Genomic DNA, 21,884 nt, shown 5'->3' on the forward strand with positions numbered 1-21,884 from the left:
TCATGATATTGCTGGTATCCGAGCAGCCGCTTCAGAAGCCTTCCGACAAGACGACATCGGCAACGCTTGTCTATCAGAAACTGCGGCGCGACATCCTCAACGGCACGATGAAGCCGGGACAGAAGCTGCAGATCGACCAGGTGGCGCAGCGCTACGATTCCGGCATCAACCCGGTCCGGGAAGCGCTGAACCGGCTTTCTGCCGAGCGGCTGGTCGACCGCCGCGACCAGCGCGGCTTCTTCGTGCCGCCCCTGACCCTCAAAGCATTCCGCGAACTGGTGCAGTCGCGCTGCTGGATCGAGGCGCTGGCGCTTGAGCAGTCGATCCTCAATCGCACGCAGGCCTGGGAAAACGAGTTGATCACAACCCACTACCGGCTGGACAGGGAGCCGGTTCGCCTCGCCGGTGAGGATGGCGACAATTCTGCATGGGAGGAACGTCATCGTGCCTTTCACAATGCGCTGATCGGCAACAGCGGCTCGTCGTGGATCACCAGCTTCTGCCACGACATGATGGACCATGCTGAGCGTTACCGCTTCGCCTCGATGTCCGGTTCCTATCCGCGCCGCGACTCGCGCGAGGAGCACCGCGCCATCATGGAGGCGACGATCGACGGAGATATTGCCCGTGCCACCGAGCGTCTGACCTCACACTACAGGCTTACCCTCAGACAGCTCGAGGAACAGACCAGCGCGCCCGTGCCGGGCGAAACGGAGCCGGCAACCGCGGCTACGGAATGATACGCCGTCCTCGCAATGGACGGCTGCGGCAACAGACAAACCGGAGGAAACCATATGCGTACAAATTTGATGGTCACCGTCACGGCGGCTCTGGCCGGTCTCGTAACGACGGGCTTCGCGGCAGCCCAGGACAAGCCGGCACCGCGCGAGATCACCGTGGTGCTCGCCAATCCCTCAGCAATCAACATCACGCCGGTCTGGACCGCCATCGGCGAGGGCTATTTTGCAGATGAAGGACTTGAGGTCACGATCCAGGCGGTGAATGGCTCTGCTGCCGTTCTCCAGGCGGTGGCCGCAGGCCAAGCCGAGATCGGCCAACCGGGGGCCGGGCCGACCATCAACGCGCGTGCCGGCGGGCTCGACGTGCAGTTCTTCTACAACCTCAATCCGCAAAGCGCCTTCGGCGTGCTCGTTGCGGCCGATTCGGGCATCGCCTCGCCCAATGACCTGCGCGGCAAGGTGATCGGGGTCGGTACCGCGGACGGCGCCGAGACGGCCTTTGCGCGCACCATCATGACCGACGCTGGCTTGAAGGAGGGCGCAGACTACGAGTTCTTGGTGGTCGGCGATGGCGGTCTGGCGGTCGCCGGGTTCAGCCGCGGCGATATCGACGCTTATGCGGCGGCGACCAGCGACGGGGCGATCCTCAACCAGCGGGGCCTGGCGATGCTGAACATTACCCCGGACAAGTTCCGCACCTTCTTCGGCAACGGGTTCGTGGCGCTAGCGCCTTTCATCGCCGCAAACCCTCAGGTCATCGAAGGCTTCGGCCGGGCTGTGGCGCGCGGTTCGATCTTTGCGATGGATAAAGCCAATATCGAAACCGTGCTGCGGCACACGACTTCCGGCAATCCGCAGGAAGGCGAGGACCCGGATTTCGCACGAGCCTTGACGGAGGCGATCATCGCTCGCCAGACGCCGCCGGAAGGCAAGCTCCTCGGCGAGAATGATCCGGCTGCCTGGAAAGCCTGGCACGACAGCCTGCTGGCCTCCGGCGATCTGGCGAAGCCGCTGCCGGATCTCGAAGCCGCCTACACCAATGACTTCGTGGAGGCGTGGTTCAAGGCCCGCTGATCGTAACGGGCAGATCGGGCGTGCCCTGGAGGGAAGCCCCAGAAGGGCCGGGCCCGAAAGTTACTTCCGCCCTTCTGGGGCGACTGCGCGGCGCCATTTCGCATGTGACCTAATCACGTTACCTGATCCCGCTGCCGCCAGTCGGCAGAGCTAGGGACATTTTCCGACGCCACTATGGCCGATACCGGACCGTCTGCTTCGAGTGCGCCTTCGCCGACAGCTGCCGTTCCGTTCGCCACCCAAGCCGGCCCGCTTTGATGCCCAACGAACAACAAATCTCCGCCGTTCCAGGAAACGCATTCTAATGGAAAGCGCGCGAACCACTAGCGAGTGATACGCGCGCAAGATTGGTCGCTCGGCCGCCTGTAATAAGCTGAGGCTCTGCTATTTGGTGGTCATCTCTGCGGGTAGGTCCTGCCCGAAGTACTTCTTGTAGATCGTGTTCAGCTTGCCATTCTTGAGGTTGGTGTCCACGAAACCGTCGAGCGTTGCCTGGAAGGCTGCGTCGCCCTTCCGGAGGCCCATGGCCATCGGGTAATTGTTCAGCTCCATCTTAATCTCAAGACCGAGGCCGGGGCTCTGGTCGGCAACCGCCTGGGCGGTGGAGAGCGCGGCTGCGAAGATCTTCTGCTGGCCAGTGGCCATCGCCGTGTTGGTGGTCGACTCGTCCTCATAGCGGACGATGCTCGCGTCGCTGCCGCTGGTTTTGATCAGCTTGGTCAGCTCTATGTCGGCGGTGGTGCCGCGCGCGACGGCAACTTCAGTCCCAGCGAGGTCGGCAGCGGCCTTGATGTTGGTGTCCTTTGGGCCGGAGATGACGACGGGGATGACGCCGTAGGGCTTGGAGTAGTCGATGACCTTCTTACGCTCCTCGGTGACAGAGAACGAGGCTATCACGACGTCGGCCCGGTTCGAGATCAGGAACGGCACGCGGTTCGCGCCGGACACGGGGACGATTTCGAGCTGGACCCCTAGGTCCTCGGCGAGCAGCTTGGCGGTCTCCACGTCCGAGCCGGTCTCCTTGGCGGAGCCGTCCAACATGCCGTAGGGAGGATGGCTGACGTCGACGGCCACGATGATCTTGCCGCGCTCCTTGATGTCGGAAAGCGTGTCCGCAAGGGCGCTGCCCATCGAGGCGACGAGGCTGGCCGCAAGCGCGACGCCCGCCAGAAGTGATGACTTGCGCATGGTGTTTCCTCTCAATTTGCCGCGCCCGAAATGGACGCGGAATTTGTCACAGGCCGTTGCCGACGAACTGCCGAAGCTCCGGCGTCGTAGGGTCGGCCAGCATGTCGCCGTTGCCCTTCTCCCAAACACGACCCTCGTGCATGAACACGATCTGGTCGGCGACCTTGGCGGCGAACGCCATCTCGTGGGTCACCAGAACCATGGTCATGCCGCCCGCCGCGAGCTTGGCGATCACCCGCAACACCTCGCCCGTCAGTTCCGGGTCGAGCGCCGAGGTGATTTCGTCGAAAAGCATCAGTCGTGGCCGCATCGCCAGCGACCGCGCGATCGCGACGCGCTGCTGCTGGCCGCCCGAGAGCTGCTCCGGATAGTTCTTCGCCTTCTCGGAAAGCCCGACCTGCTCGAGCACCTCCGCGGCAAGCTCGCTCACGGCAGCGCCCTTCAGCCCGTTCACCTTCCTGGGCGCAAGCGTGACGTTCTGCTCGACGGTCAGGTGCGGGAAAAGGTTGTAGCTCTGGAAGACGATGCCGACCTCCTTGCGCAGGTCCCTCAGGTCGAAATTGCGGGCGAGCAGGTCGCGCCCGCAGACGGAGAGCTGGCCCGCGTTGATCTTCTCGAGGCCGTTTATGCAGCGGAGCGCCGTACTCTTGCCGGACCCGCTCTTGCCGATCAGGGCGACGACCTGCCCTTCCGTGATGTCGAGCGTGATGCCCTTCAGCACCTCGAGCGCGCCGAAGCTCTTGCGGACCTCGTCGAACCTGACGAGCGGGGTCCCTGCCGATACGAGGGGGTCTTTCGAGGTCTGGGTCTGCATATCCATCACTCCGGGACTCGATGAAGGCGACGCTCGAACCGCCGGGCGAAGACCGACATCGGGAAGCAGATCGCGAAATAGATGAGGGCGGCGAGGGTGAACACGACGAACGGGTTGAACGTCGAGTTGTTGATGACCTTTGCCGAGTAGGTGAGGTCGATGAAGCCGATCACCACCGAGTAGGAAGTATTCTTCACGATCTGGACCATGAAGCCGACGGTAGGCGGGACCGCGATGCGCAGTGCCTGCGGCAGGATGACAAAGACGAAGCGCTGGTACGAGGTCAGCGCGAGGCACTCGCCCGCCTCCCACTGGGTCTTCGGCACCGACTGGAGGCAGCCCTTCCAGATCTCGCCGAGAAAGGCGCTGGAGTAGAGCGTCATCGCCATGCCTGCGGCGACCAGCGCCGAGACGTTGTAGCCATAGATGCTCATGCCGAAGTAGACGACGAACATGATCACCGGGAGCGGGATGCCCTGGATGAGCTGTACGTAGAGGCTGGCGGTGCGGGATACCCAGCGCTTGCGCGCGGCGCGGGCCATGGCGAGCGGCAGGCCGAGGACGGTGCCGCCGACGAAGCCGAGGAGCGACAGGACAATGGTCCAGATGGCGCCTTGAAAGATGTAGAGGATCTGGTCGATCGTCAGCCCGAACATGGGAGGTTCCCCTTGCAGGTTGCGGGACGGGCAAAGGCTTGGAAGGCGGTCATAGCGGCGTCCCGAGCCGGCGGAGCCGGGGGAACGCCAGGTTGGCCGCGCCATGCAGCAGGAACCGCAGGGCGGTCGCCATGATCAGGTAGAGCACTGCAATAACGAGGTAGACCTCGAAGCCGCGGAACGTGAAGGACTGGATCTGGTAGGCGACGCCCGTCAGTTCCTCGGCCGAGATCTGCGACATGATCGAGGTGGCGAGCATCATCAGGATGAACTGGCTGACGAGGGCCGGGTAGACGCGCTCGGCGGCCTGTGGAAGCTGGATGTTCCAGAAGAGCTGGCTGCGGCTCATCGCGAGGCAGGAGCCCGCCTCGAGCTGGCCGCCGTGCACGCTCTGGAACCCCGCCCGCATGATCTCGGCGGTGTAGGCGCCGACGTTGATCACCAGGGCAACCACCGCCGCGTTCGTCGGGCCGATGCGGGCACCGAGGATGGCGAGGCCAAAGAACAGCCAGAAGACCTGGATGATGAGGGGCGTGTTGCGGATGCCCTCGACGTATACGGTGACGATGCGCTGGACCCACTTGGGCCCGTAGAGCCGACCGACCGCGCAGGCGGTGCCGAGAGCGAAGCCCGGGACGATCGATATGACCGTCATCCAGATGGTCAACCACACGCCGTTGGCCAATTCGCTGTAATATTCGGGCAGAAAGCTGAAATCAAAAACGTAAGACAAGGCGATTCCTTACGCGGGATGCAATCCAACGTCGCTATAGTCTACGGTGTAGATGGGATCCCATCACGGCGACTTGGCGATGACGCCTAAAAGCCCATTTCTTTTTTGTGAAACATGAAACCTCCTCCCAAAGGCTTGTCACCGGAAAGCAATTCGACTTGACAAATCCATGGCTAACATCGATGGCTATTGCTTGCAATAGCCATTTTAACGCATCCAAGCGACCCCCGAGGAGATGCCCGATGTCTGCCATCACAGCTTCGCTACCTGCCATCCGCCTCAACTTGAAGGACAACGTCGCCGTCGCGCGATCGGCCATCTCCGCAGGTGAGACTGCGGGGGACGTCTTCGTCACCACCGATGTCCCGGCCGGACACAAGCTGGCGCTGGGACCGATCGCTTCGGGCAGCGACATCGTGAAGTACGGCCAGGTGATCGGGTTCGCGACATGCGACATCGCGCCGGGCGAGCATGTCCACCTCCAGAACATGGCGATGCACGACAGCGCGGTGGTCCATCAGTTCGCCGTCGATTCCCACCCGACCCCTCTGCTGCCGGAGCCCGAGCGCCGGACCTTCATGGGTTACAAGCGGACGGACGGCCAGGTCGGCACGCGGAACTACATCGGCATCATCTCGTCGGTGAACTGCTCGGCGACGGTGTCGAAGGCGATCGCTGACCATTACAACCGCGGCGGTGGGCTTGCAGGCTTCCCGAACGTGGACGGCATCGTGGCGCTGACCCATGGTACCGGTTGTGCCATCAGCATGAAGACCGAGGGCTACCAATACCTGATCCGGACGCTGAGCGGCTACGCACGCAACCCGAACTTCGCCGGCATCCTGATGATCGGTCTCGGCTGCGAGACGAACCAGATCAGCTTCATCACCGAGAAGTACGGCCTCGAGGAAGGGCCGTTCCTGCGCACGATGACGATCCAGAATCTCGGCGGCACCCGCAAGACCGTTAAGGCGGCCTCTGCGATCATCGACGAGATGCTTCCGGCCATCAACGCGATGCAGCGGATCGAGCAGCCGCTGTCCGGCCTGAAGCTAGCTCTCCAGTGCGGCGGCTCGGATGGCTATTCTGGCATTTCGGCAAACCCAGCACTGGGCCTCGCTTCGGACCTTCTCGTGCAGCATGGCGGCACGGCAGTCCTATCTGAGACCCCGGAGATCTACGGTGCCGAGCACCTGCTGACGCGCCGGGCGACCTCGCCGGCGGTCGCGCAGAAGCTGATGGACCGGATCGACTGGTGGCAGGGCTATACCGAGCGCCACGGCGCGGAGCTCAACAACAACCCGTCGCACGGAAACAAGGCGGGAGGCCTGACGACGATCCTCGAGAAGTCGCTGGGTGCCGTGGCCAAGGGCGGCTCCATGCCGCTGGAGGCCGTCTACGAATATGCGGAGATCATCGACAAGACGGGCTTCGTCTTCATGGACACGCCCGGCTACGACCCGGTCGCGGTGACCGGCCAGGTGGCGGGCGGCTGCAATATGATCGTCTTCACCACGGGCCGCGGCTCGGTCTCCGGCTTCAAGCCCGCGCCTTGCATCAAGGTCGCGACAAACACCGCGATGTTCGAGCACATGGACGAGGACATGGACATCAACACGGGCGGCATCGTCACCGGCGACGACACAATCGACGCGGCCGGTCACCGGATCTTCGAGAAGCTGATCGCAGTGGCCTCCGGTGAAAAGACGATGAGCGAAACCTACGACTACGGGGACAACGAATTCGTGCCGTGGCAGCTCGGCGCGGTCACCTGAGCAGACGAGGAACCACATGCTGCAACGCGTCGTGACAGTCGTCGGACTACCCTCTACCAATTTGGCCGGGACGACATGTTTTGAGAACGGATGAGCAGACCTTGGTCGCGTTCGAGCGCAAGCCAGCCTACGCGAGCATGACCGAGACGCTCCGGGAGAGCATGGCCCGCGGGAGGATCCCCGCAGGGACCGTGATCCTCGAGAGCCATCTCGCGAACCTCTTCAAATCGAGCCGCGCGCCCGTTCGGCAGGCGCTGGCAACGCTGGAGAGCGAGGGCCTCGTCGGTCGCTTCGCCGGACGGGGCCTGGTCGTCGGCCGCGGCTCCGAGCCATCTCGCATCCCGATCACAAAGGAGATGCTGGCGCCGACATCCAGTGACGGCTTGTTGCCGGACGTCGACCCGGCCGACGCCGTCTACTACGCGGTGGAGCGAAACATCATCCTGCACTCGCTGTTCGGCGGGTACCGGGTGAATGAGTTGGCGCTGGCACGCGAGTATGACATCAGCCGGCTCGCCGCGCGCAACATCCTGCTGCGCGCCCAAGGCGTCGGGATCGTTCGCAAGGGCGAGAAGTCCCACTGGTGGATCGTACCACTCAACCTCGATCGCATGGCGGCCCTCTACGAGCTGCGGGCAATCCTCGAGCCCGTGGCGCTCGGCAACGCGGCCTCGCGGATCCCTATGGCGCTCGTCGACGAGATCGTAGAACGCCATAGGGCCGCCATCGGGCGGTTCCCAGAGGTCGGCATCGCGACGCTTGACGAACTCGAGGACGACATCCACGTGAAGCTACTAAGCTATTCTACAAACGCAGAGATCGTTGAAGCGTTGAAGCGAGGCCGTGCCTTGTTCGTTTCCACCAAGCACATCCAGATTGCCCTGCGCCGCACGGAACTCATCGACCCGTTTCTCGACGAACACCTTTCGGTCGTGGAGGGATTGCGAAAGAATCGCGTCCACGCCGCTAAGCAAGCACTCCATGACCACTTGCGCTCATCCAACACGAAGTCACTGCGCAATCTTGCGAGCTTCAACGAGTCTCAAAAGGTCGAACCGGTCGACTACATCCTGACATAGTCGCTACACAGATATTGGCCGAAAGCGGACCGGCAGCCTTTGCGGCGTAGACCGCAGAAGCCGCCTTTCCGCAATCGACGCGTTAGAGACGGTGTACCCTACATCACTGAGGCCACAAACCAGACGTTCAGGCACGCACCAGCAAAAATTGACGCCTCTGACAATCCGACCGTTGCCCATCAATCCTTCCCCGATACGAGTTGGCTATGCCGTTACACATCGACACTCCGTTGTTCGAATCTCGGCCGCTCGGGACGGCTTTCGGGCGGACCGTCTGGTTGAAGATGGATGCCCTTCAACCCTCGGGCTCGTTCAAGCTGCGAGGTATCGGCGCTGCTTGCGAGCACCATGCGGCGCTGGGGAAGCGCAGATTTGTATCGTCGTCCGGAGGCAACGCCGGGATCGCGGTCGCTTATGCAGGCCGGAGGTTGTCAATCCCGGTCTCCGTCTTCGTTCCGGAAACGACGACCGAGACTGCCAAGACGTTAATCCGCGATCAGGATGCTGAAGTCGTCGTTCATGGTGCGTCCTGGCAGGAGGCAAATGAGCGGGCGCTTTCTGACATAGATCGCGACGCCGCCTTCATTCACCCGTTCGACGACCCGCTTCTGTGGACGGGTCACGCAACGATGATAGACGAGGTTGCTCGCCTCGGGATCAGCTTCGATTGCGTGATCGTAGCGGTGGGCGGGGGCGGTCTCATGAGCGGCGTCGCCGAGGGACTCGATCGCAACGGGCTTGCTCATGTTCCTATTGTCGCTGTCGAGACAGAGGGGGCGGCATCTCTGGCGGGATCAATGGCCGCGGGGCATCGGATCGAACTCTCCCGCATCACCACCGTGGCAACCTCGCTCGGAGCCCGGAAAGTCTGCGAACGAGCCTTTGAGCTGACGCGGAGCCGGTCGGTGATAAGCGTCGTCGTTGACGACCAGACTGCCGTAGACGCAAGTCTGCGGCTCCTCGACGACCACCGGGTGCTGGTTGAACCGGCGTGTGGGGCGGTGCTGGCGACCCTCTACGGCGCTCATGAAGCCCTCGCGCCCTACCGTTCCGTTCTCGCCATCGTCTGCGGCGGCGCAACAGTGTCCGTCGAATGGTTGCAGGCATGGCGGCCGGATCCGATGTGACCATCCAGGAGGGACGACGCTACCGTGTGCTCGCCCCGGAGCTTTGGAGCCGGGCTTCGATTGTCGCGAAAACAACGCTGCGCGACGTCCCATCTCTTACGGTGCGAGGTGCTGAGATCCTTCGTGACGGCAGGTTCCAGACTGCACTTCGATATGGCGGACGGCCTTCAGCTGTCAGCAAGAGGATCTGCCGGATTGCCAAGCAAGCGTAGCGCGAGGGTGACCTCTAAGAGGAAGCAGAGAAGCCCGGCCATCAACAGCAGCATCGATGCAATGAAGGCCAGGGCGACGGCGACGTCGATATGGAGACCGACCAAGCTTGAGACGAACAAGAGCGCAATTACGAGACAGACCACGAACACGGATACAACGGAGAGCAGCACGGCAACCTTGATCAGCTTCATTCTCGTGCGGGTGAGATTTAACTCCGGGCGCTGATCGCGGAGAGCTGGATCGGGATTGTTTTCGAGCTCACGCGCTCGGTCCATAATGCGGGAGAGCCGACCTGTCATTACGCTGAGGAGCGCTCCGATCCCGGTTAACAGGAAGACCGGCGTGACGGCGATCCGGATCGTTTCGACCACATTCGTCGCAGATGCAGTGTCAATCATCTCGTCTCCCCTTGGCGAGTTCTTCCCATTTCCCCAGGTCCATTCAGAGCTAATGGGCCTAGAATGGCAGCGCCGCGAGTGCGGCTTCCGCCACTTGGATGTCCGGCTCGACCGTGCCGGCGCTGGCACCGATCGCTCCGATCACGGCGCCATTTTGGAAAACAGGCAGGCCTCCGCCGATCAGCATGACACTGCCACCATTGCTTTGTTGGATGCCGTAGAGATCAGCTCCCGGCTGAGCCAAACGATTGAGGTCCAAAGTTGGTTTGTCGAACAGCCGAGCCGTGCGCGCCTTGTTATTGGCGAGGTCAATGCAGCCGATCAGCGCGCCGTCCTGGCGGGCGAAGGCAAGGAGATGACCGCCAGCGTCTACTACAGCGATACAGTACGGCACACCCAGGGCGACCGCCGCGGTCTCGGCGGCGCTGATCATGCGCTGGGCGTCGGAATAATCGAGAGTCAGGCAGGCGCGGGGCATGGATTCTCTCCGAATGAGTAGAAGCTCGGCGCCGTAGATCGAGCTGTTGATCACGGCACCGAGCATCGTCCCTAAATTATCGTGTCGACCCGTCAGCGCCTTCAATGAAGGCGGCAACCTCGTCCGGATGCGACATCATCACGGCGTGACTGCTTTTGATTTCCTGCGTCTTCGCGTTGGCCCGCTTGGCCATCCTGCGCTGCGCGGTCGGCGGCACCATGTGGTCCTCGGTTGCAACCATGTAGTAGCTGGGCTTCGACTTCCAGGCGGCGTTGGTGATGATGCCGCCCACCGCGTTCAGGCCCCAGGGAACCTGCGCCGCCGCCATGAAGGCGGTCGTCTGAGCGTCGACGTCGGCTGCGAACGCGGCTGAGAATTTGGCGGGATCGACGATCAAGAAGCCATTCGTCGGGGGCAGCAAAGGTGCCTGTGGTTCGCCGGGGACAGGCTCCTCAGCCAGCTTCGCTACTGACTCCCCGACATCCGGTGCGAACGCAGCGAGATATACCAGGCTCTGGACCTTGGCATCGTTGCCCGCTTCGGTGATGACCGAGCCGCCGTAGGAGTGGCCGACCAGGATCACCGGATGCTTGGCCTTGGCGATCGCCTGCTGCGTGATGGTCACGTCGTCCTTGAGCGTGATCGTCGGGTTCTGAACGACCAGGACTTCGTAGCCGTCCTTGGTCAGGCGGTCGAACACCCCGCGCCAGCCCGAGGCGTCGACGAAGGCGCCGTGAACGAGAACGACTGAGAAGGGCTTTTCCGCGGCCTTCGCCGGCAGGATCGGCGCAGAGGCGATCGCAAGGGCGAGCAGCCCGGACATCTTACGGACCATGATAGTTCTCCTTTTTTGGGGTTTGGATTAGGCGACTGCGACGGGATTTAGCGTCACGGCGGTGCGCTCCGCGAGGTCGTTGATGACCGACGCGTAAGCCTGGAAGTGCGGTGTCGCGCGATGTGCCGCGACCGCCTCACCATCAGTGTAGAGTTCGTCGAGTACGAACCGGGAGGGGTCAGTCTGATCCTGCCAAAGATCGTAGCGAAGGTTGCCTGCCTCCGCCCGGCTCGGTGCGATCATGCCGCTCAGCAAGGCTTGCAACTCCGCGGCTTTGCCAGGCCGTGCGACGAAGATAGCAACGGTCTTCAGGTTGTTTGCCATGTTGTAGTTCCTTAACCGGTAGGTTGGCGCAGCGGGGCTCGCTCGAAGCGCCCCGCCGGTCATGCGCGTGCTCATGCGTTGGCGAGCGACGCGTCGAGCGACTCGATCAGCTTGGCGGCGATCAGGTGATCGGAGCCCATGTTCTGGCCAGTGATCAGCTCGCGGTCGACCACCACGTTCGGCGCCCAGTCGACCGGGTCGGTCGTGACCTCGGCGCCCGCCAGCCGCAGCGCGTCGGGCATGTAGAAGGGCAGGCGAGCGTGGAATAGATTGTCCTCGGCCCACTTCTCCTCGCTTGTGGAGAACACGGTCATCCGATACCCCGCATACTGCCAACCCTTGGCAACGTCGGCGGCTTTCGTCGTGTCGCCGTTGACCAGCGCCTTGCGGAACTCAGCGGCGCGTGGCATGGCCGCGGCGACCGCGACCGGACCATGGCAGAGCAGCGCCGTCGGCTTTCCCGCGTCGTGGAAGTGGCGCAGGATCGCTCCCATGTCGGCATCCTGCATAAGGTCGACCACCGGGGCATGGCCGCCCGGCACGAACACACCGGCATAGCCGTTCAGGCCGTCCTCGATGATCGAGCGCAGCGTTCGCACCTGGTTCATTGAAGGAGCCTCATCAAAGAAGTTCCTTCCCCGCGAATAGGCCGCCTCGTCGTCTCCGAAATGGCGCGCGGAGTCGGAGAACTCATCGATATGCGGCTTGGTGCCGTTGGGCGTTGCAAGCACGACCTCGTAGCCGGCCTCGATCAGCGCCATGGAAGGCACGACGGTTTCATTGAGGTACTGGCCGATCGCGGCCGATCCACCACCCTGAAGCTCGATCTGCGTGGCGTTGGATCCGAGTACGAGAACTTTTGCCTTGGTCATCTGAATCTCCGTTGCGATTTGCGATGCCCGTTGGGGACAGAAGCAACATGATCCAGACGGAGATATTTGAGAAATTCATTTCTCGGATTATAGATATTCTGATACCGACATAACCATGCGGTACGACCTAAACCTGTTGCCTATCTTCGTTGCCCTCATGGAAGAGCGTAGCGTCACACGCGCCGCCGAACGGGTCGGCATGACCCAGCCGGCCCTGTCCAATGCGCTCGCCCGCCTGCGCATCATGTTGCAGGACCAGCTCTTCGTGCGGGAGCGCTACGGCATTCAGCCGACGCCGATCGCACTGGAACTGGCACCCGCTATCGCCGAGGCATTGGCAAAGCTTGATGACGCCGTGCTGGGCCAGCAGGACTTCGACCCGGCAAAGGCGGAGCGCGTGCTGACCATCGCCCCTAATGGCTATGTGGAATTTGCCTTGGTGCCTGCGGTCGTAGCGAAGCTCCATGAGGTCGCACCCGGCATCAAGCTGCGCCTGACCCCATACGGCAACGACCTCGTCGAAACCGGGGTCATTTCCGGCACCACTGCATTGGTGCTCGGGCGGATCGTGGATCCGCCTGACAACCTCGTCGTGCAGCACGTGATGAATGAGGGACTCGCCTGCATCGTACGAGCGGACCATCCCCACATCGGCGACAGCATCACTCGCGATCAGTTCGAGCGGATGAAGCACGTCAACGTGGTGCCGCCGGGTCGCATGCGCGCGGGCTTATACCAGGCATTGGCGCAGCAGCAGCTCAAGCGTGAGATTGCGATCTCGGTCACCAACTTCTTCTCGGTCGCGGAGGTGGTCGCCGTCACGGACTACTGCGCGACATTACCCAACTTGATCTGCCGACGGCTGGCACACGATCCACGGGTGAAGGTCCTCCCCGCGCCGGTCGACCTCGGGACCTTCCCGGTCGAGATGGCATGGCATGTGCGCTACCGCCATGATCCCGCTCATCGCTGGTTGCGGTCGCTGATCGGAGAGGTGGCCTCTACCTTTATGGTTGCCTGATCGAGGGCTGCTGAAGTTGTAGTCGCACCAGCCCGGCCTGACAATCGTGTGTGGCGCACTCCGCACTTCCTCAGAACCAGCGATCCAATTAGTCCGCTGCCCGCGTCTCACCGTCGCCTCTAAGCTGGAAGTAGTCCGGCCTTACGGTAGCTTTCAATCAGTCCGTCGAAGACCGAGATGTCCGAACGGCTCCGCGCCATAAGCTGAGCTCCGGCAACGGCGGCGAAGATGGCGCAGGCACGTTGTTGGCACTCGGGGGGATCTGTGTCGGTCGTCGCTGACAGAACCTTAGCGAGCCATGCCACATTGACGTCTGCGAAAGCGGTCACCTCTGTCTTCACCGGATCCGGTAGATCGTCGTGCTCGGCAGACATGAAGCTGCACAGGCAGATGCGGTTCCCGTTCTCGAGCGAGACGCGGAATGTGTTGGGATATTCCCGGAGGGCGCCGGCGGGGTCCGCTCCCCCATTCCACAAAGCCCTCAGAACGGTCTCAGAGTCCTCCCAATAGCGCTTGGCAACGGCCGCACCAAGGTCGGCCTTCGTCGGGAAGTGGTAGTGGATGCTCGCACCCTTGATGCCAACCTCGGCCGCGAGCTCCCGGAAGTTTAGGCCACCGTAGCCATGCGCTTGCGCCGCGCGCTTCGCAGCGGCCAGAATGTCTTCCCTCACGTTTGATGCCATCGTCTGCCTTTCTCTCATTTGCCTACCAAGTGACAGATAGACGTTGACGTCAGCCTTTGGAAGCCCTACAGCCTGCCTATCAAGTGACAGGCAGGGAAATTCGTATGGCACATCAGATCACTCGTCTCGACGCAACAAAGATCGCGGAGCTCATCCGCACCCGGGAGATTTCGCCCGTTGAGGTCATGCAAGCGCACCTCGATCGCATCGGGGCCGTCAACCCGAAGATCAACGCGATCGTCACGGTCGCGGAAGGCGCTCTCGACGCGGCCAGGGCCGCGGAGGTGGCCGTCATGGCCGGCGGCAAGCTCGGTCCGCTGCACGGCGTCCCCTTCACCGTGAAGGACTCGATCGATACCGCGTGGGTGCTGACGCAGCGGGGCTCGCCGATCTTCCGGGGACGGGTGCCCGACCAGGACGCCACCAGCGTCGCCCGCATGAAGAACGCCGGCGGCATCCTCCTGGCGAAGACCAACCTTCCCGAGTTCTCCTACTGGATCGAGAGCGACAACCTGCTCTCCGGGCGCTCGAACAACCCTTGGGACATGAGCCGTACTCCGGGTGGATCGAGCGGTGGGGAGTCGGCGGCCATCGCAGCGGGCATGTCACCGCTCGGCCTCGGCACGGACCTTGCGATCTCCGTCCGGGGTCCGGCCGCGCAGACCGGGATCACCTCGATGAAGGCAACGCACGGCCGCGTGCCCATGACGGGCATCTGGCCCCGTGCACCACGCCGTTTTTGGCATGTCGGGCCGATGGCACGTTCGGTCCGAGACGTCGCCCTTGCCTTCTCGCAACTCGCCGGGCCGGACGGCCAGGATGCATTCGCAACCAGCACCGCCCGAAGCGATTCGGGCGTTGGACAGCGGACAGTTGGCCAGCTCCGAGTGGGCTGGATGGTCGGCCCCGGCTTCGGGCCTGTCGATCCCGAAGTCGCAGCGACCGTCAAGGCTGCGGCAGAGGCGCTGAAGGGCCTCGGCGTCCTCGTCGAGCACGTTGGCATCCCAGCATTGGAGCGCGACTTCGCCCTTGATGTGTTCAACCGTCTGCACGTCATGGAGATGAAGCCAGCGTTTCAAGAGGCAATGGCTGGCCATGAGGGCGAGATGTACAAGATGGCCAGGACCATGCTGTCGCTGCCCGACACGTCGATGAAGGACTACATCGAAGCTGAACAGGCGGCCGAGCGGCTGCGTGATGGCTATGCCGACTACTTCACCCGCTACGATGCCCTGATCACCCACGTGCTGCCGATCCCGGCGCACAAGCATGGGGTGGAGGAGTTCAACATCGACGGCCAGACCGTAGACGCAACCTATCTCCAAGGCGCGACCGTGCCCCTCAACGTCACCGGGCTGCCCGGACTCGCGATGCGGTTCGGGACGAGCCAGGAAGGGCTGCCGATCAACGTGCAAATCGTCGGAGCATGGCAGGCGGAGTCCACGATCCTGCACGTGGCTTCGCTTTTGGAAGGCGTGAGCCTTGTTCGGGATCTGCACCCGGACATCTGAGCCCCATGAACAGGCGGTGCTCCGCGATGAGTGCCGCCGTCACTACTTGCAAAAGGAGAGATGGAAATGAAGGTCTTTGTGGTCGGAATCGGCGGAGGCGTTGGTCGACGCGTCGCAAAGAAGCTTACCGAGAGCGGCGATGAGGCGACCGGTCCGGTCCGGCGCCCCCAGGTGGGGAATGAACTGGCGACGGAAGGGATATCAACCGTGCCAGGCAACATCGTCACCATGTCAGTCGGCGATTTGGCAGGAGCCATGCGGGGAAGCGATGCCGTCGTGTTTACCGCGGGCGCTGGAGGCAAGGATCGTCCGGATGCGACCGTCCAGATCGACGGAGACGGACCCTCCAAACTTGCCGCCGCCGCGGAACTGGCGGGCGTGCGCCACTTCATCCTCGTCTCGGTGTTTCCAGAGGCGTGGCGGGAACGTCGCATGGACGACGACTTCGAGCTGTATATGGCAGAGAAGAAGAAGGCCGAGACGAAGCTCGTCCTCACCGATCTCGACTGGGTGATCGTTCGGCCATCCGCTCTCACGGACAGGCCGGGGGCCGGGCGCGTCGATCTCGGGCTGACCAAGATCCATGACGAGATCAGCCGCGACGATGTGGCAGACACTATCATCGAACTGCTCCGCAACCCCGACCTCCACCATGTGATCCTTGAGGTTACGGCCGGAGCGCAAGCGATCGTCGAGGCCGTGGCGGCCATCAAAGGCTGGAGGATCCCAAACGCCCCGGCTCGAGAGGCACTAGCCTGACGAGCACAGTTCCGACGCATTGTGTCTCTCGCCAGAAACAGGACCCGTCTGTCGCCGCCCGCACCTCAACAACCCTCGCCGTTGGATAAGCCCGGGCAGGATGGGAGAATGGTCGACTACGCCAGGGGGCATGGAGGGGCTGACGTAGTGGATCGGCTTCAATGAAGCCGCGCCGCCTGTTCCTCGTCAGAGCTAGAATAGAGCCGGACATCGGAACTTGATTAGTCACTCAGGAGGCGGCACCTGCGACAGTAGTCCGCCGCCACCATCGTAGGCGGTCTTCAGTCGGTCGTCCGTCCACACCGGCATACGGTTGCGCTCATCGAACGTATGGGACAGCGACGCTCTCGGTCGACCGACGCGACCCAGGCTGAAGCCTTTCCCCCGAAGCACCGAACGATCGAAATCCGGGCGCCGCGCTTCCATCCTGCTAGTCTTCCGGGAACGCGTCTTCACCGGAAACTGTGTCGATTAAGTCGTATACGTCCCAAGGTCCGGTGGCCGCCGCGGGCGTCTTGACGCGCAGCAAATACATGTCGTGAAGCATGGTCCCGTCGGCACGGAGCCGGCCCCCTTTCACGTACATGTCGTCCAACGCAGCGGCGCGAAGATAGCCAAGAACGGCCTCCGCGTCGGTGTTGCCGACGGTTCCGCCCTGATGGTCAGCGCCTTCCAGATCGCGCTGGCGACGGGCGCCGTGATCGGCGGCCTGCTGCTCGACACAGCGGGGATCAGCTCCGCCTTCTTCGTAGCAAGCGGCGTCTGCGTCGCGGGCGCTGTCGTTGCCGTCGTGTTCCGAGCTCGCGACACCTTTCGTCCGTCCGCTTCGGCCGCACCGCATCAACCCTGATGAGGACCGACGCTGGCGACGGGAACAGCCACCCAACCCCATCTAAGGAGTTACCATGACCAGGAGCCGGTAAGGTCGCGCTCGTCACCGGCGGTTCGCGTGGCCTCGGCGCCGCTATCGCAGCCGCGCTGGCCGACGCGGGGGCGGACGTAGCGACCAGCTACGCCGCCTCGGACGAAAAGGCTGCCGCCGTTGTTGAAGGGCTCATGGCGAAGGGGTTCGTGCCCTCGCCATCAAGGCCGACCAGGGTGATCCGAAGACTTCGAGGCCGCTGATCGGACGAGTGGTCGAGACGTTCGGGCGGCTCGACATCCTCGTCAACAACGCTGCCGTGGCTTGGCAGGGCAGGGCCATCGACGGTCCCGAGATCGACAACGAGGCGATGGACCGGCAGTGGACCATCAACACCTTCGGAGTGATCGCCAACATTCGAGCTGCCGCCAACCCGCGACGTTGTGCGCGGACCATCTGTGTCTCGAGGCATGGTTTAGACGCTTCCCGCGCAGGCCAAGCGCTGCCTATTGGGACGCTTCAACCAAAGCTGCCCTCGCTGCTTTGACATGGCGGCGCATTTGAAATTCAGCACCCTCCGGGTCCCGCTCCACGATCGCCTCGACGATGCGCAGATGTTCCTTCCATGCGGCGAGTCCGCGGCCTTTCACCGACCGATGCTTCGCGCGGCAAAGCTTCAGCCGCGGATAGAACTGGTCGCAGAGTAGCTCGGTAAGAACGGGGTTGCCGCAGCCCCGGGCTACCTGAACATGGAAGTCGGTATCGTAGTCGTCCTGAAGATATGGACCGTGAGGGTCGGCATCGAGTGCGCGACCATGGGCTTCAACGGTCCTTTGTAGATGTTCAACTTCTCCAACGCTCATTTTGGTGGCGGCCAGCCGGCAGGCCATCGCCTCCAGCGCCTCGCGCACATCGAGCAGTGCCAGGAAATCACTAAGCGTCGGCGACACGACCCGCACGCCTTGGTTGGCAACATAGGTGACAACTCCTCGCTCCTGAAGGCGACGGATTGCTTCCCTCACAGGAGCCCGGCTCACCCCCATTTGCTCCGCGATGGCCGGCTCGCTGATTTTTGCACCGGGTGAGATCTCGCCGCTGAGGATAGCGCGGGTCAGGGAACGGTAGATCGTCTCGGACTGATTTGAACGCATCATTTGAACTTCCGCTGTTCACCTCGACTTCGATACCTCACAAGTGTCGACATATCCATCCAAACGACGAATCTTCCGCTTGATATTTTGCCTTCCTTAGCTAAAGTGTCGACACTTGAACGTCTGGGAGGACACGTACGTGAACTATATCCATTGGGCCGTGGGCGCCGTCATGCTTATGCCGGCTGCCGCCTCAGCGCAGGATTTTCAGCCTCGCAACCCGGAATGCATTGCGCCGGCAGCCCCGGGCGGCGGTTTTGATCTCACGTGCCGTTTGACGTCGCAGAAGCTCAACGAGCTCGGCATTGTCGAGCCCTCGATCCGAACGACCAACATGCCCGGCGGCATCGGCGCGGTGGCCTACAACACAATCCAGGCGCAGCGGCGCAAGGATCCGAACGTGATCGTCGCAGTCTCGACCGGGTCCTGGGTCAATCTCGCCCAAGGCAAGTTCGGCCGCTTCTCAGAGAACGACGTGCGCTGGCTCGGCGCGGTCGGCGCCGATTACGGCGTGCTCGCCGTCCGCAAGGACAGCCGCTTCAAGACGCTGGAGGACTTCGTCGCCGCCCTGAAGGTCGATCCTGCTTCGGTCGCGATCGGCGCTGGCGGGACCGTCGGCAGCCAGGACTGGATGAAGCCAGCTCTCGTCGCCAAGGCGGCGGGCGCCGATCCGAAGAAGATGCGCTATCTGTCCTACGAAGGCGGCGGCGAGGCGCTGGCGGCTCTCCTCGGCGGCACGATCGAAGCCCTGCCAGGCGATGCTTCGGAGATGGTCGGCCAGCTCGAGGCGGGCGAAATCCGTGTCCTGGCGACGTTCTCTGCCGAGCGCCTCCCCGGCGCCTATGCCGAAGTGCCGACGGCCAAGGAGGCCGGCTACGACGTGGAATGGCCGATCGTGCGCGGCTTCTATGCACCGCCCGCGATCACGGACGAGCAATACGCCTACTGGACCAAAGCGCTGAGCACCCTCAACGCCAATCCCGAATGGCAGAAGGCCCGGACTGAACAGGGCCTGTACGCGTACGACCTCGTCGGCGCGGACTTCGGCGCCTTTGCCAAGAAGCTGACGCAGGACTTCAGGGCTCTGGCGACAGAAGTCGGCCTTCCGACCAGCGGGAAGTAATCGGATGGCCGCGAACACGACCTTTGATCGCATCAGCGGTATCATCCTCCTGCTGATCGGAGCCGGCGCCGCTTGGCACGGCTACAGTCTCCAGGTCGCGTTCGCGGCCGATCCCATCGGTCCCAAGGCCTTTCCGATCATCGTCGGGATCATCCTCGTCGTGTCGGGCGCTTCCATCGCGCTTCGGCCCGAAGCCATGTCCTGGGAAGCCGGCGACTACGGGCGGATCCTCCTCGTCGCCGCCGCATGCCTTCTCTATCCGTTTATCCTGGAACCTCTCGGCTTCATTCCGGCAACCTCGATCCTTGGTTTCCTCTGCGCCAAGGCTTTCAAGGGCAGGACGGTGCCATCGATCATTGCGTCCGCGGTGGTGGCGACGGTGATCTTCTTGCTCATCGACATCGGTCTTGGCCTCGGCCTGCCGCGTGGCCCTCTGGGAGTCTGACGCATGGAAGCGTTGTCATCCCTGGCCTATGGGTTTTCGATCGCCATCACGCCGTTCAATCTCCTGCTGGCACTCCTCGGTGCGGCGCTGGGGACAGCGGTCGGGGCTCTGCCCGGTATTGGCCCGATCAACTCCATCGTTCTCCTTTTACCCCTATGCTTCGCCCTCGGCCTTCCTCCGGAAAGTGCGGCGCGCTCATGATGTATTCGATAACGCCCGGCCCGCTCCTCTTCACCCAACGACCCGAGATCGCGTGGGGCCTGATTGCGTCGATGTACATCGGCAACGTCATGTTACTCGTCCTCAACCTGCCGCTCGTAGGGCTGTTCGCGAGGCTCCTGCTGGTGCCGTCGTGGGTCCTGTTCCCCGGGATACTCGGACTTTCCTTCGCCGGCGTCTATGCGGCGACGAACTCGGCTTTCGAACTCATCCTCACAGTTCTTCTCGGGCTCCTCGCCTATGTCATGCGCAAGGTTGGCATTCCGTTGATACCACTTCTCATCGCCTTCGTTCTGGCCCGTCTTTTTGAAGACAACCTGCGTCGCGCGATGTCCCTCTCGGACGGTGATCCGACCATCCTCCTTTCATCGCCCTTCGCCATCTGCCTCTGGCTGATGGCACTGGCTGCCGTCGCCCTGCCGCTGATCGCACCCCGGCTTCGCCGTCGAGTCGCTCACATGGCCGACACCGAGAACTGACCGACAGGAACACAACATGACCTACCTGATCGCCGCCGATCTTCCGACCTCCGCACCCGGGGCCCGCTTTCGTGCCCTTCTGGAACGGCCGGAAATCCTCTCCATTCCCGGGGCCCATAACGGCCTAGCGGGTATCCAGGCCCGGGATGCCGGGTTCGAGGCACTTTACCTGTCAGGCGCCGCCGTGAGCGCGTCGATGGGCCTCCCGGACCTTGGCATCCTGACGATCGACGACGTCTGCTTCTATATTCGCCAGATCGCCCGCGCCTCGCAGCTACCTATCCTCGCCGACGGCGACACTGGCTACGGGGAGACGTTGAACGTCATGCACATGGTGCGGTCCTTCGAGGATGCCGGAGCTGCGGCGGTGCAGATGGAGGACCAGCTTCTTCCCAAGAAGTGTGGCCATCTCAACGACAAGCAGTTGGCCGCTCCGAACGACATGGCGGCAAAGGTGAACGCGGCCAAGCGGGCAAGCCGGGATCTTGTCATTGTCGCGCGCACCGATGCGGCGGCGAGCGAAGGCATCGATGGCGCCGTTGCGCGCGCCAAGCTCTATCTTGAAGCAGGAGCGGACGCGATCTTCCCAGAGGCGCTGACCTCCGTCGAGATGTTTCGCGAAGTGGCCGAGCGCCTGCCGGGCGTGAAGCTGCTGGCGAACATGACCGAGTTCGGGCGGACACCGGCGCTTACCGCCAAGGAGTTCCAGGATCTCGGCTACGCGATGGTGATCTGGCCAGTCTCTTCGCTTCGCGTCGCCGCGAGGGCTCAGGGGGCACTCTATGCCGAGATCAGGAAGAACGGTACGCCCGCGGCGCTGCTGCCAGGCATGCAGACCCGAGCCGAGCTCTACGACACCATCCGGTACTACGACTACGAAGCGCTCGACCGTAGCATCGTCGCAACCGTTCTCCCTGCATCTCCCGCAGCCTCATCGAAAGAGGAGGCGTCTTCATCGTGAAGAGACCGAGTTCGAAGCTTCCTTGATGAGCCGTATGACTTCCCAATTGTGATTTCGGTCGCCGGACGCGCGAGCTTGGTCCCTCCCGACTGTCCGCGCCTGGTCGTCACCAGGCCGGCCCATCCGAGCTCGTTAGGGTCCGTGCAATCAGGAGACCGCCATGAGCAATGTCGGCGTCGACATCCGCAACGCTATCCATGACCTGCTGTGCCGCTTCTTCCTGGCTGTCGACGAGCGTGACTGGATCAGCATGGGAGAAACTGTCAACGGCGGAGCAATTCCAGGCCAGTGTGGCGGAGTAAAACCAGGCCACGCGTCCGAGAGGGCACGACACAGGAAAGGGCCCGATCGGGCCCTTTCCTGT

26 protein-coding genes and 1 pseudogene are annotated in these 21,884 nt (G+C 62.9%); 16 read left to right on the plus strand and 11 right to left on the minus strand.

Going from position 1 to position 21,884, the window contains the following annotated elements; translation table 11 throughout:
- The first annotated feature begins 8 nt into the window (after positions 1–8).
- Positions 9–740, plus strand: a complete 732-nt coding sequence (locus tag IEX88_RS24280) for a GntR family transcriptional regulator (RefSeq protein ID WP_188855060.1) — start codon at positions 9–11, stop codon at positions 738–740.
- 69 nt (positions 741–809) lie between these two features.
- On the plus strand, positions 810–1,814 hold the full coding sequence (locus tag IEX88_RS24285) for an ABC transporter substrate-binding protein (protein ID WP_188855061.1): 1,005 nt from the start codon (positions 810–812) through the stop codon (positions 1,812–1,814).
- A gap of 384 nt (positions 1,815–2,198) precedes the next feature.
- On the opposite strand, the gene IEX88_RS24290 is transcribed toward IEX88_RS24285, so the two are convergent.
- Genes IEX88_RS24290 through IEX88_RS24305 form a run of 4 tightly spaced genes read right to left on the minus strand, consistent with a single transcriptional unit; the run spans position 2,199 to position 5,205 of the window.
- Complete coding sequence (locus IEX88_RS24290; RefSeq protein ID WP_188855062.1) at positions 2,199–3,002, minus strand: transporter substrate-binding domain-containing protein; 804 nt, start codon at positions 3,000–3,002, stop codon at positions 2,199–2,201.
- A 46-nt stretch (positions 3,003–3,048) separates the two neighbouring features.
- Complete coding sequence (locus tag IEX88_RS24295; protein ID WP_373289662.1) at positions 3,049–3,822, minus strand: amino acid ABC transporter ATP-binding protein; 774 nt, start codon at positions 3,820–3,822, stop codon at positions 3,049–3,051.
- A complete protein-coding gene (locus IEX88_RS24300) occupies positions 3,822–4,472 on the minus strand; it encodes an amino acid ABC transporter permease (protein ID WP_188855064.1) in 651 nt (216 codons plus the stop codon). Before IEX88_RS24300 ends, IEX88_RS24295 begins: the two co-directional genes overlap by 1 nt.
- 49 nt (positions 4,473–4,521) lie before the next feature.
- Positions 4,522–5,205 carry an amino acid ABC transporter permease gene (locus tag IEX88_RS24305; protein ID WP_188855065.1) on the minus strand — a complete coding sequence of 228 codons (684 nt, stop codon included), beginning with the start codon at positions 5,203–5,205 and terminating at the stop codon, positions 4,522–4,524.
- Positions 5,206–5,447: 242 nt separating this feature from the next.
- Between IEX88_RS24305 and IEX88_RS24310 the strand changes: the two genes are divergently transcribed.
- From IEX88_RS24310 to IEX88_RS24320, 3 genes are all read left to right on the plus strand, one after another.
- Positions 5,448–6,980, plus strand: a complete 1,533-nt coding sequence (locus tag IEX88_RS24310; RefSeq protein WP_188855066.1) for a UxaA family hydrolase — start codon at positions 5,448–5,450, stop codon at positions 6,978–6,980.
- A 101-nt stretch (positions 6,981–7,081) separates the two neighbouring features.
- Entirely contained in the window at positions 7,082–8,059 is a 978-nt protein-coding gene (locus tag IEX88_RS24315) for a GntR family transcriptional regulator (RefSeq protein WP_244640476.1), read from the plus strand.
- Positions 8,060–8,265: 206 nt separating this feature from the next.
- Positions 8,266–9,186, plus strand: a complete 921-nt coding sequence (locus IEX88_RS24320) for a pyridoxal-phosphate dependent enzyme (protein WP_188855067.1) — start codon at positions 8,266–8,268, stop codon at positions 9,184–9,186.
- 167 nt (positions 9,187–9,353) lie between these two features.
- Here IEX88_RS24320 and IEX88_RS24325 read toward each other — a convergent pair whose 3' ends face one another.
- The 5 genes from IEX88_RS24325 to IEX88_RS24345 form a co-directional block, all read right to left on the minus strand.
- On the minus strand, positions 9,354–9,797 hold the full coding sequence (locus IEX88_RS24325; RefSeq protein WP_188855068.1) for a DUF2721 domain-containing protein: 444 nt from the start codon (positions 9,795–9,797) through the stop codon (positions 9,354–9,356).
- 58 nt (positions 9,798–9,855) lie between these two features.
- Entirely contained in the window at positions 9,856–10,341 is a 486-nt protein-coding gene (locus IEX88_RS24330) for a GlcG/HbpS family heme-binding protein (RefSeq protein WP_373289663.1), read from the minus strand.
- A 10-nt stretch (positions 10,342–10,351) separates the two neighbouring features.
- The gene (locus IEX88_RS24335) at positions 10,352–11,110 is read right to left on the minus strand and encodes an alpha/beta hydrolase (RefSeq protein WP_188855069.1); all 759 of its coding nucleotides are present in this window, start codon (positions 11,108–11,110) and stop codon (positions 10,352–10,354) included.
- A gap of 27 nt (positions 11,111–11,137) precedes the next feature.
- Positions 11,138–11,434, minus strand: a complete 297-nt coding sequence (locus IEX88_RS24340) for a putative quinol monooxygenase (protein WP_188855070.1) — start codon at positions 11,432–11,434, stop codon at positions 11,138–11,140.
- Positions 11,435–11,505: 71 nt separating this feature from the next.
- Positions 11,506–12,306, minus strand: coding sequence for a type 1 glutamine amidotransferase domain-containing protein (locus tag IEX88_RS24345; RefSeq protein ID WP_188855071.1), 801 nt, complete (start codon positions 12,304–12,306; stop codon positions 11,506–11,508).
- 115 nt (positions 12,307–12,421) lie between these two features.
- Between IEX88_RS24345 and IEX88_RS24350 the strand changes: the two genes are divergently transcribed.
- Entirely contained in the window at positions 12,422–13,327 is a 906-nt protein-coding gene (locus tag IEX88_RS24350) for a LysR family transcriptional regulator (protein ID WP_188855072.1), read from the plus strand.
- A gap of 119 nt (positions 13,328–13,446) precedes the next feature.
- On the opposite strand, the gene IEX88_RS24355 is transcribed toward IEX88_RS24350, so the two are convergent.
- A complete protein-coding gene (locus IEX88_RS24355; RefSeq protein ID WP_188855073.1) occupies positions 13,447–14,010 on the minus strand; it encodes a TetR/AcrR family transcriptional regulator in 564 nt (187 codons plus the stop codon).
- Between the two features lie 104 nt (positions 14,011–14,114).
- Between IEX88_RS24355 and IEX88_RS24360 the strand changes: the two genes are divergently transcribed.
- From IEX88_RS24360 to IEX88_RS24375, 4 genes and pseudogenes are all read left to right on the plus strand, one after another.
- Positions 14,115–15,521 carry an amidase gene (locus IEX88_RS24360; RefSeq protein ID WP_188855074.1) on the plus strand — a complete coding sequence of 469 codons (1,407 nt, stop codon included), beginning with the start codon at positions 14,115–14,117 and terminating at the stop codon, positions 15,519–15,521.
- 66 nt (positions 15,522–15,587) lie between these two features.
- Complete coding sequence (locus IEX88_RS24365) at positions 15,588–16,280, plus strand: SDR family oxidoreductase (protein WP_188855075.1); 693 nt, start codon at positions 15,588–15,590, stop codon at positions 16,278–16,280.
- A gap of 658 nt (positions 16,281–16,938) precedes the next feature.
- The gene (locus IEX88_RS24370) at positions 16,939–17,130 is read left to right on the plus strand and encodes a hypothetical protein (protein ID WP_188855076.1); all 192 of its coding nucleotides are present in this window, start codon (positions 16,939–16,941) and stop codon (positions 17,128–17,130) included.
- 68 nt (positions 17,131–17,198) lie between these two features.
- Positions 17,199–17,572: pseudogene (locus tag IEX88_RS24375) on the plus strand (SDR family NAD(P)-dependent oxidoreductase); the annotation flags it as partial.
- Between the two features lie 76 nt (positions 17,573–17,648).
- Here the strand turns inward: IEX88_RS24375 and IEX88_RS24380 are convergent.
- Positions 17,649–18,296, minus strand: a complete 648-nt coding sequence (locus IEX88_RS24380) for a GntR family transcriptional regulator (protein WP_188855077.1) — start codon at positions 18,294–18,296, stop codon at positions 17,649–17,651.
- A 271-nt stretch (positions 18,297–18,567) separates the two neighbouring features.
- Here IEX88_RS24380 and IEX88_RS24385 point away from each other — a divergent pair, with 271 nt between their 5' ends.
- The 6 genes from IEX88_RS24385 to IEX88_RS26680 form a co-directional block, all read left to right on the plus strand.
- Complete coding sequence (locus IEX88_RS24385; RefSeq protein WP_244640477.1) at positions 18,568–19,416, plus strand: tripartite tricarboxylate transporter substrate binding protein; 849 nt, start codon at positions 18,568–18,570, stop codon at positions 19,414–19,416.
- A gap of 4 nt (positions 19,417–19,420) precedes the next feature.
- A complete protein-coding gene (locus tag IEX88_RS24390; protein ID WP_188855078.1) occupies positions 19,421–19,861 on the plus strand; it encodes a tripartite tricarboxylate transporter TctB family protein in 441 nt (146 codons plus the stop codon).
- Between the two features lie 3 nt (positions 19,862–19,864).
- Positions 19,865–20,062 carry a tripartite tricarboxylate transporter permease gene (locus tag IEX88_RS24395; protein ID WP_188855079.1) on the plus strand — a complete coding sequence of 66 codons (198 nt, stop codon included), beginning with the start codon at positions 19,865–19,867 and terminating at the stop codon, positions 20,060–20,062.
- Positions 20,059–20,559 (plus strand): tripartite tricarboxylate transporter permease, encoded by a 501-nt coding sequence (locus IEX88_RS24400; RefSeq protein ID WP_244640478.1) that lies wholly within the window; start codon positions 20,059–20,061, stop codon positions 20,557–20,559. Before IEX88_RS24395 ends, IEX88_RS24400 begins: the two co-directional genes overlap by 4 nt.
- Before the next feature lie 16 nt (positions 20,560–20,575).
- Positions 20,576–21,520 (plus strand): methylisocitrate lyase, encoded by a 945-nt coding sequence (gene prpB / locus IEX88_RS24405; RefSeq protein WP_188855081.1) that lies wholly within the window; start codon positions 20,576–20,578, stop codon positions 21,518–21,520.
- Between the two features lie 160 nt (positions 21,521–21,680).
- The coding region (locus IEX88_RS26680) for a hypothetical protein (RefSeq protein ID WP_210319333.1) at positions 21,681–21,884 on the plus strand (204 nt) is incomplete at its 3' end.

This window comes from Aureimonas glaciei (assembly GCF_014643375.1).
Classification (GTDB): Bacteria; Pseudomonadota; Alphaproteobacteria; order Rhizobiales; family Rhizobiaceae; genus Plantimonas; species Plantimonas glaciei.

Excerpts from the sequence above, each read along its gene's own strand:
- IEX88_RS24285 (WP_188855061.1), top strand. The coding sequence starts at position 810 with ATGGTCACCGTCACGGCGGCTCTGGCCGGTCTCGTAACGACGGGCTTC.
- IEX88_RS24290 (WP_188855062.1), bottom strand. The coding sequence starts at position 3,002 with ATGCGCAAGTCATCACTTCTGGCGGGCGTCGCGCTTGCGGCCAGCCTC.
- IEX88_RS24295 (WP_373289662.1), bottom strand. The coding sequence starts at position 3,822 with ATGGATATGCAGACCCAGACCTCGAAAGACCCCCTCGTATCGGCAGGG.
- IEX88_RS24300 (WP_188855064.1), bottom strand. The coding sequence starts at position 4,472 with ATGTTCGGGCTGACGATCGACCAGATCCTCTACATCTTTCAAGGCGCC.
- IEX88_RS24310 (WP_188855066.1), top strand. The coding sequence starts at position 5,448 with ATGTCTGCCATCACAGCTTCGCTACCTGCCATCCGCCTCAACTTGAAG.
- IEX88_RS24320 (WP_188855067.1), top strand. The coding sequence starts at position 8,266 with ATGCCGTTACACATCGACACTCCGTTGTTCGAATCTCGGCCGCTCGGG.
- IEX88_RS24325 (WP_188855068.1), bottom strand. The coding sequence starts at position 9,797 with ATGATTGACACTGCATCTGCGACGAATGTGGTCGAAACGATCCGGATC.
- IEX88_RS24330 (WP_373289663.1), bottom strand. The coding sequence starts at position 10,341 with ATGCTCGGTGCCGTGATCAACAGCTCGATCTACGGCGCCGAGCTTCTA.
- IEX88_RS24335 (WP_188855069.1), bottom strand. The coding sequence starts at position 11,110 with ATGGTCCGTAAGATGTCCGGGCTGCTCGCCCTTGCGATCGCCTCTGCG.
- IEX88_RS24340 (WP_188855070.1), bottom strand. The coding sequence starts at position 11,434 with ATGGCAAACAACCTGAAGACCGTTGCTATCTTCGTCGCACGGCCTGGC.
- IEX88_RS24345 (WP_188855071.1), bottom strand. The coding sequence starts at position 12,306 with ATGACCAAGGCAAAAGTTCTCGTACTCGGATCCAACGCCACGCAGATC.
- IEX88_RS24350 (WP_188855072.1), top strand. The coding sequence starts at position 12,422 with ATGCGGTACGACCTAAACCTGTTGCCTATCTTCGTTGCCCTCATGGAA.
- IEX88_RS24355 (WP_188855073.1), bottom strand. The coding sequence starts at position 14,010 with ATGGCATCAAACGTGAGGGAAGACATTCTGGCCGCTGCGAAGCGCGCG.
- IEX88_RS24360 (WP_188855074.1), top strand. The coding sequence starts at position 14,115 with ATGGCACATCAGATCACTCGTCTCGACGCAACAAAGATCGCGGAGCTC.
- IEX88_RS24365 (WP_188855075.1), top strand. The coding sequence starts at position 15,588 with ATGAAGGTCTTTGTGGTCGGAATCGGCGGAGGCGTTGGTCGACGCGTC.
- IEX88_RS24370 (WP_188855076.1), top strand. The coding sequence starts at position 16,939 with ATGGTCAGCGCCTTCCAGATCGCGCTGGCGACGGGCGCCGTGATCGGC.
- IEX88_RS24380 (WP_188855077.1), bottom strand. The coding sequence starts at position 18,296 with ATGATGCGTTCAAATCAGTCCGAGACGATCTACCGTTCCCTGACCCGC.
- IEX88_RS24390 (WP_188855078.1), top strand. The coding sequence starts at position 19,421 with ATGGCCGCGAACACGACCTTTGATCGCATCAGCGGTATCATCCTCCTG.
- IEX88_RS24395 (WP_188855079.1), top strand. The coding sequence starts at position 19,865 with ATGGAAGCGTTGTCATCCCTGGCCTATGGGTTTTCGATCGCCATCACG.
- IEX88_RS24400 (WP_244640478.1), top strand. The coding sequence starts at position 20,059 with ATGATGTATTCGATAACGCCCGGCCCGCTCCTCTTCACCCAACGACCC.
- prpB (WP_188855081.1), top strand. The coding sequence starts at position 20,576 with ATGACCTACCTGATCGCCGCCGATCTTCCGACCTCCGCACCCGGGGCC.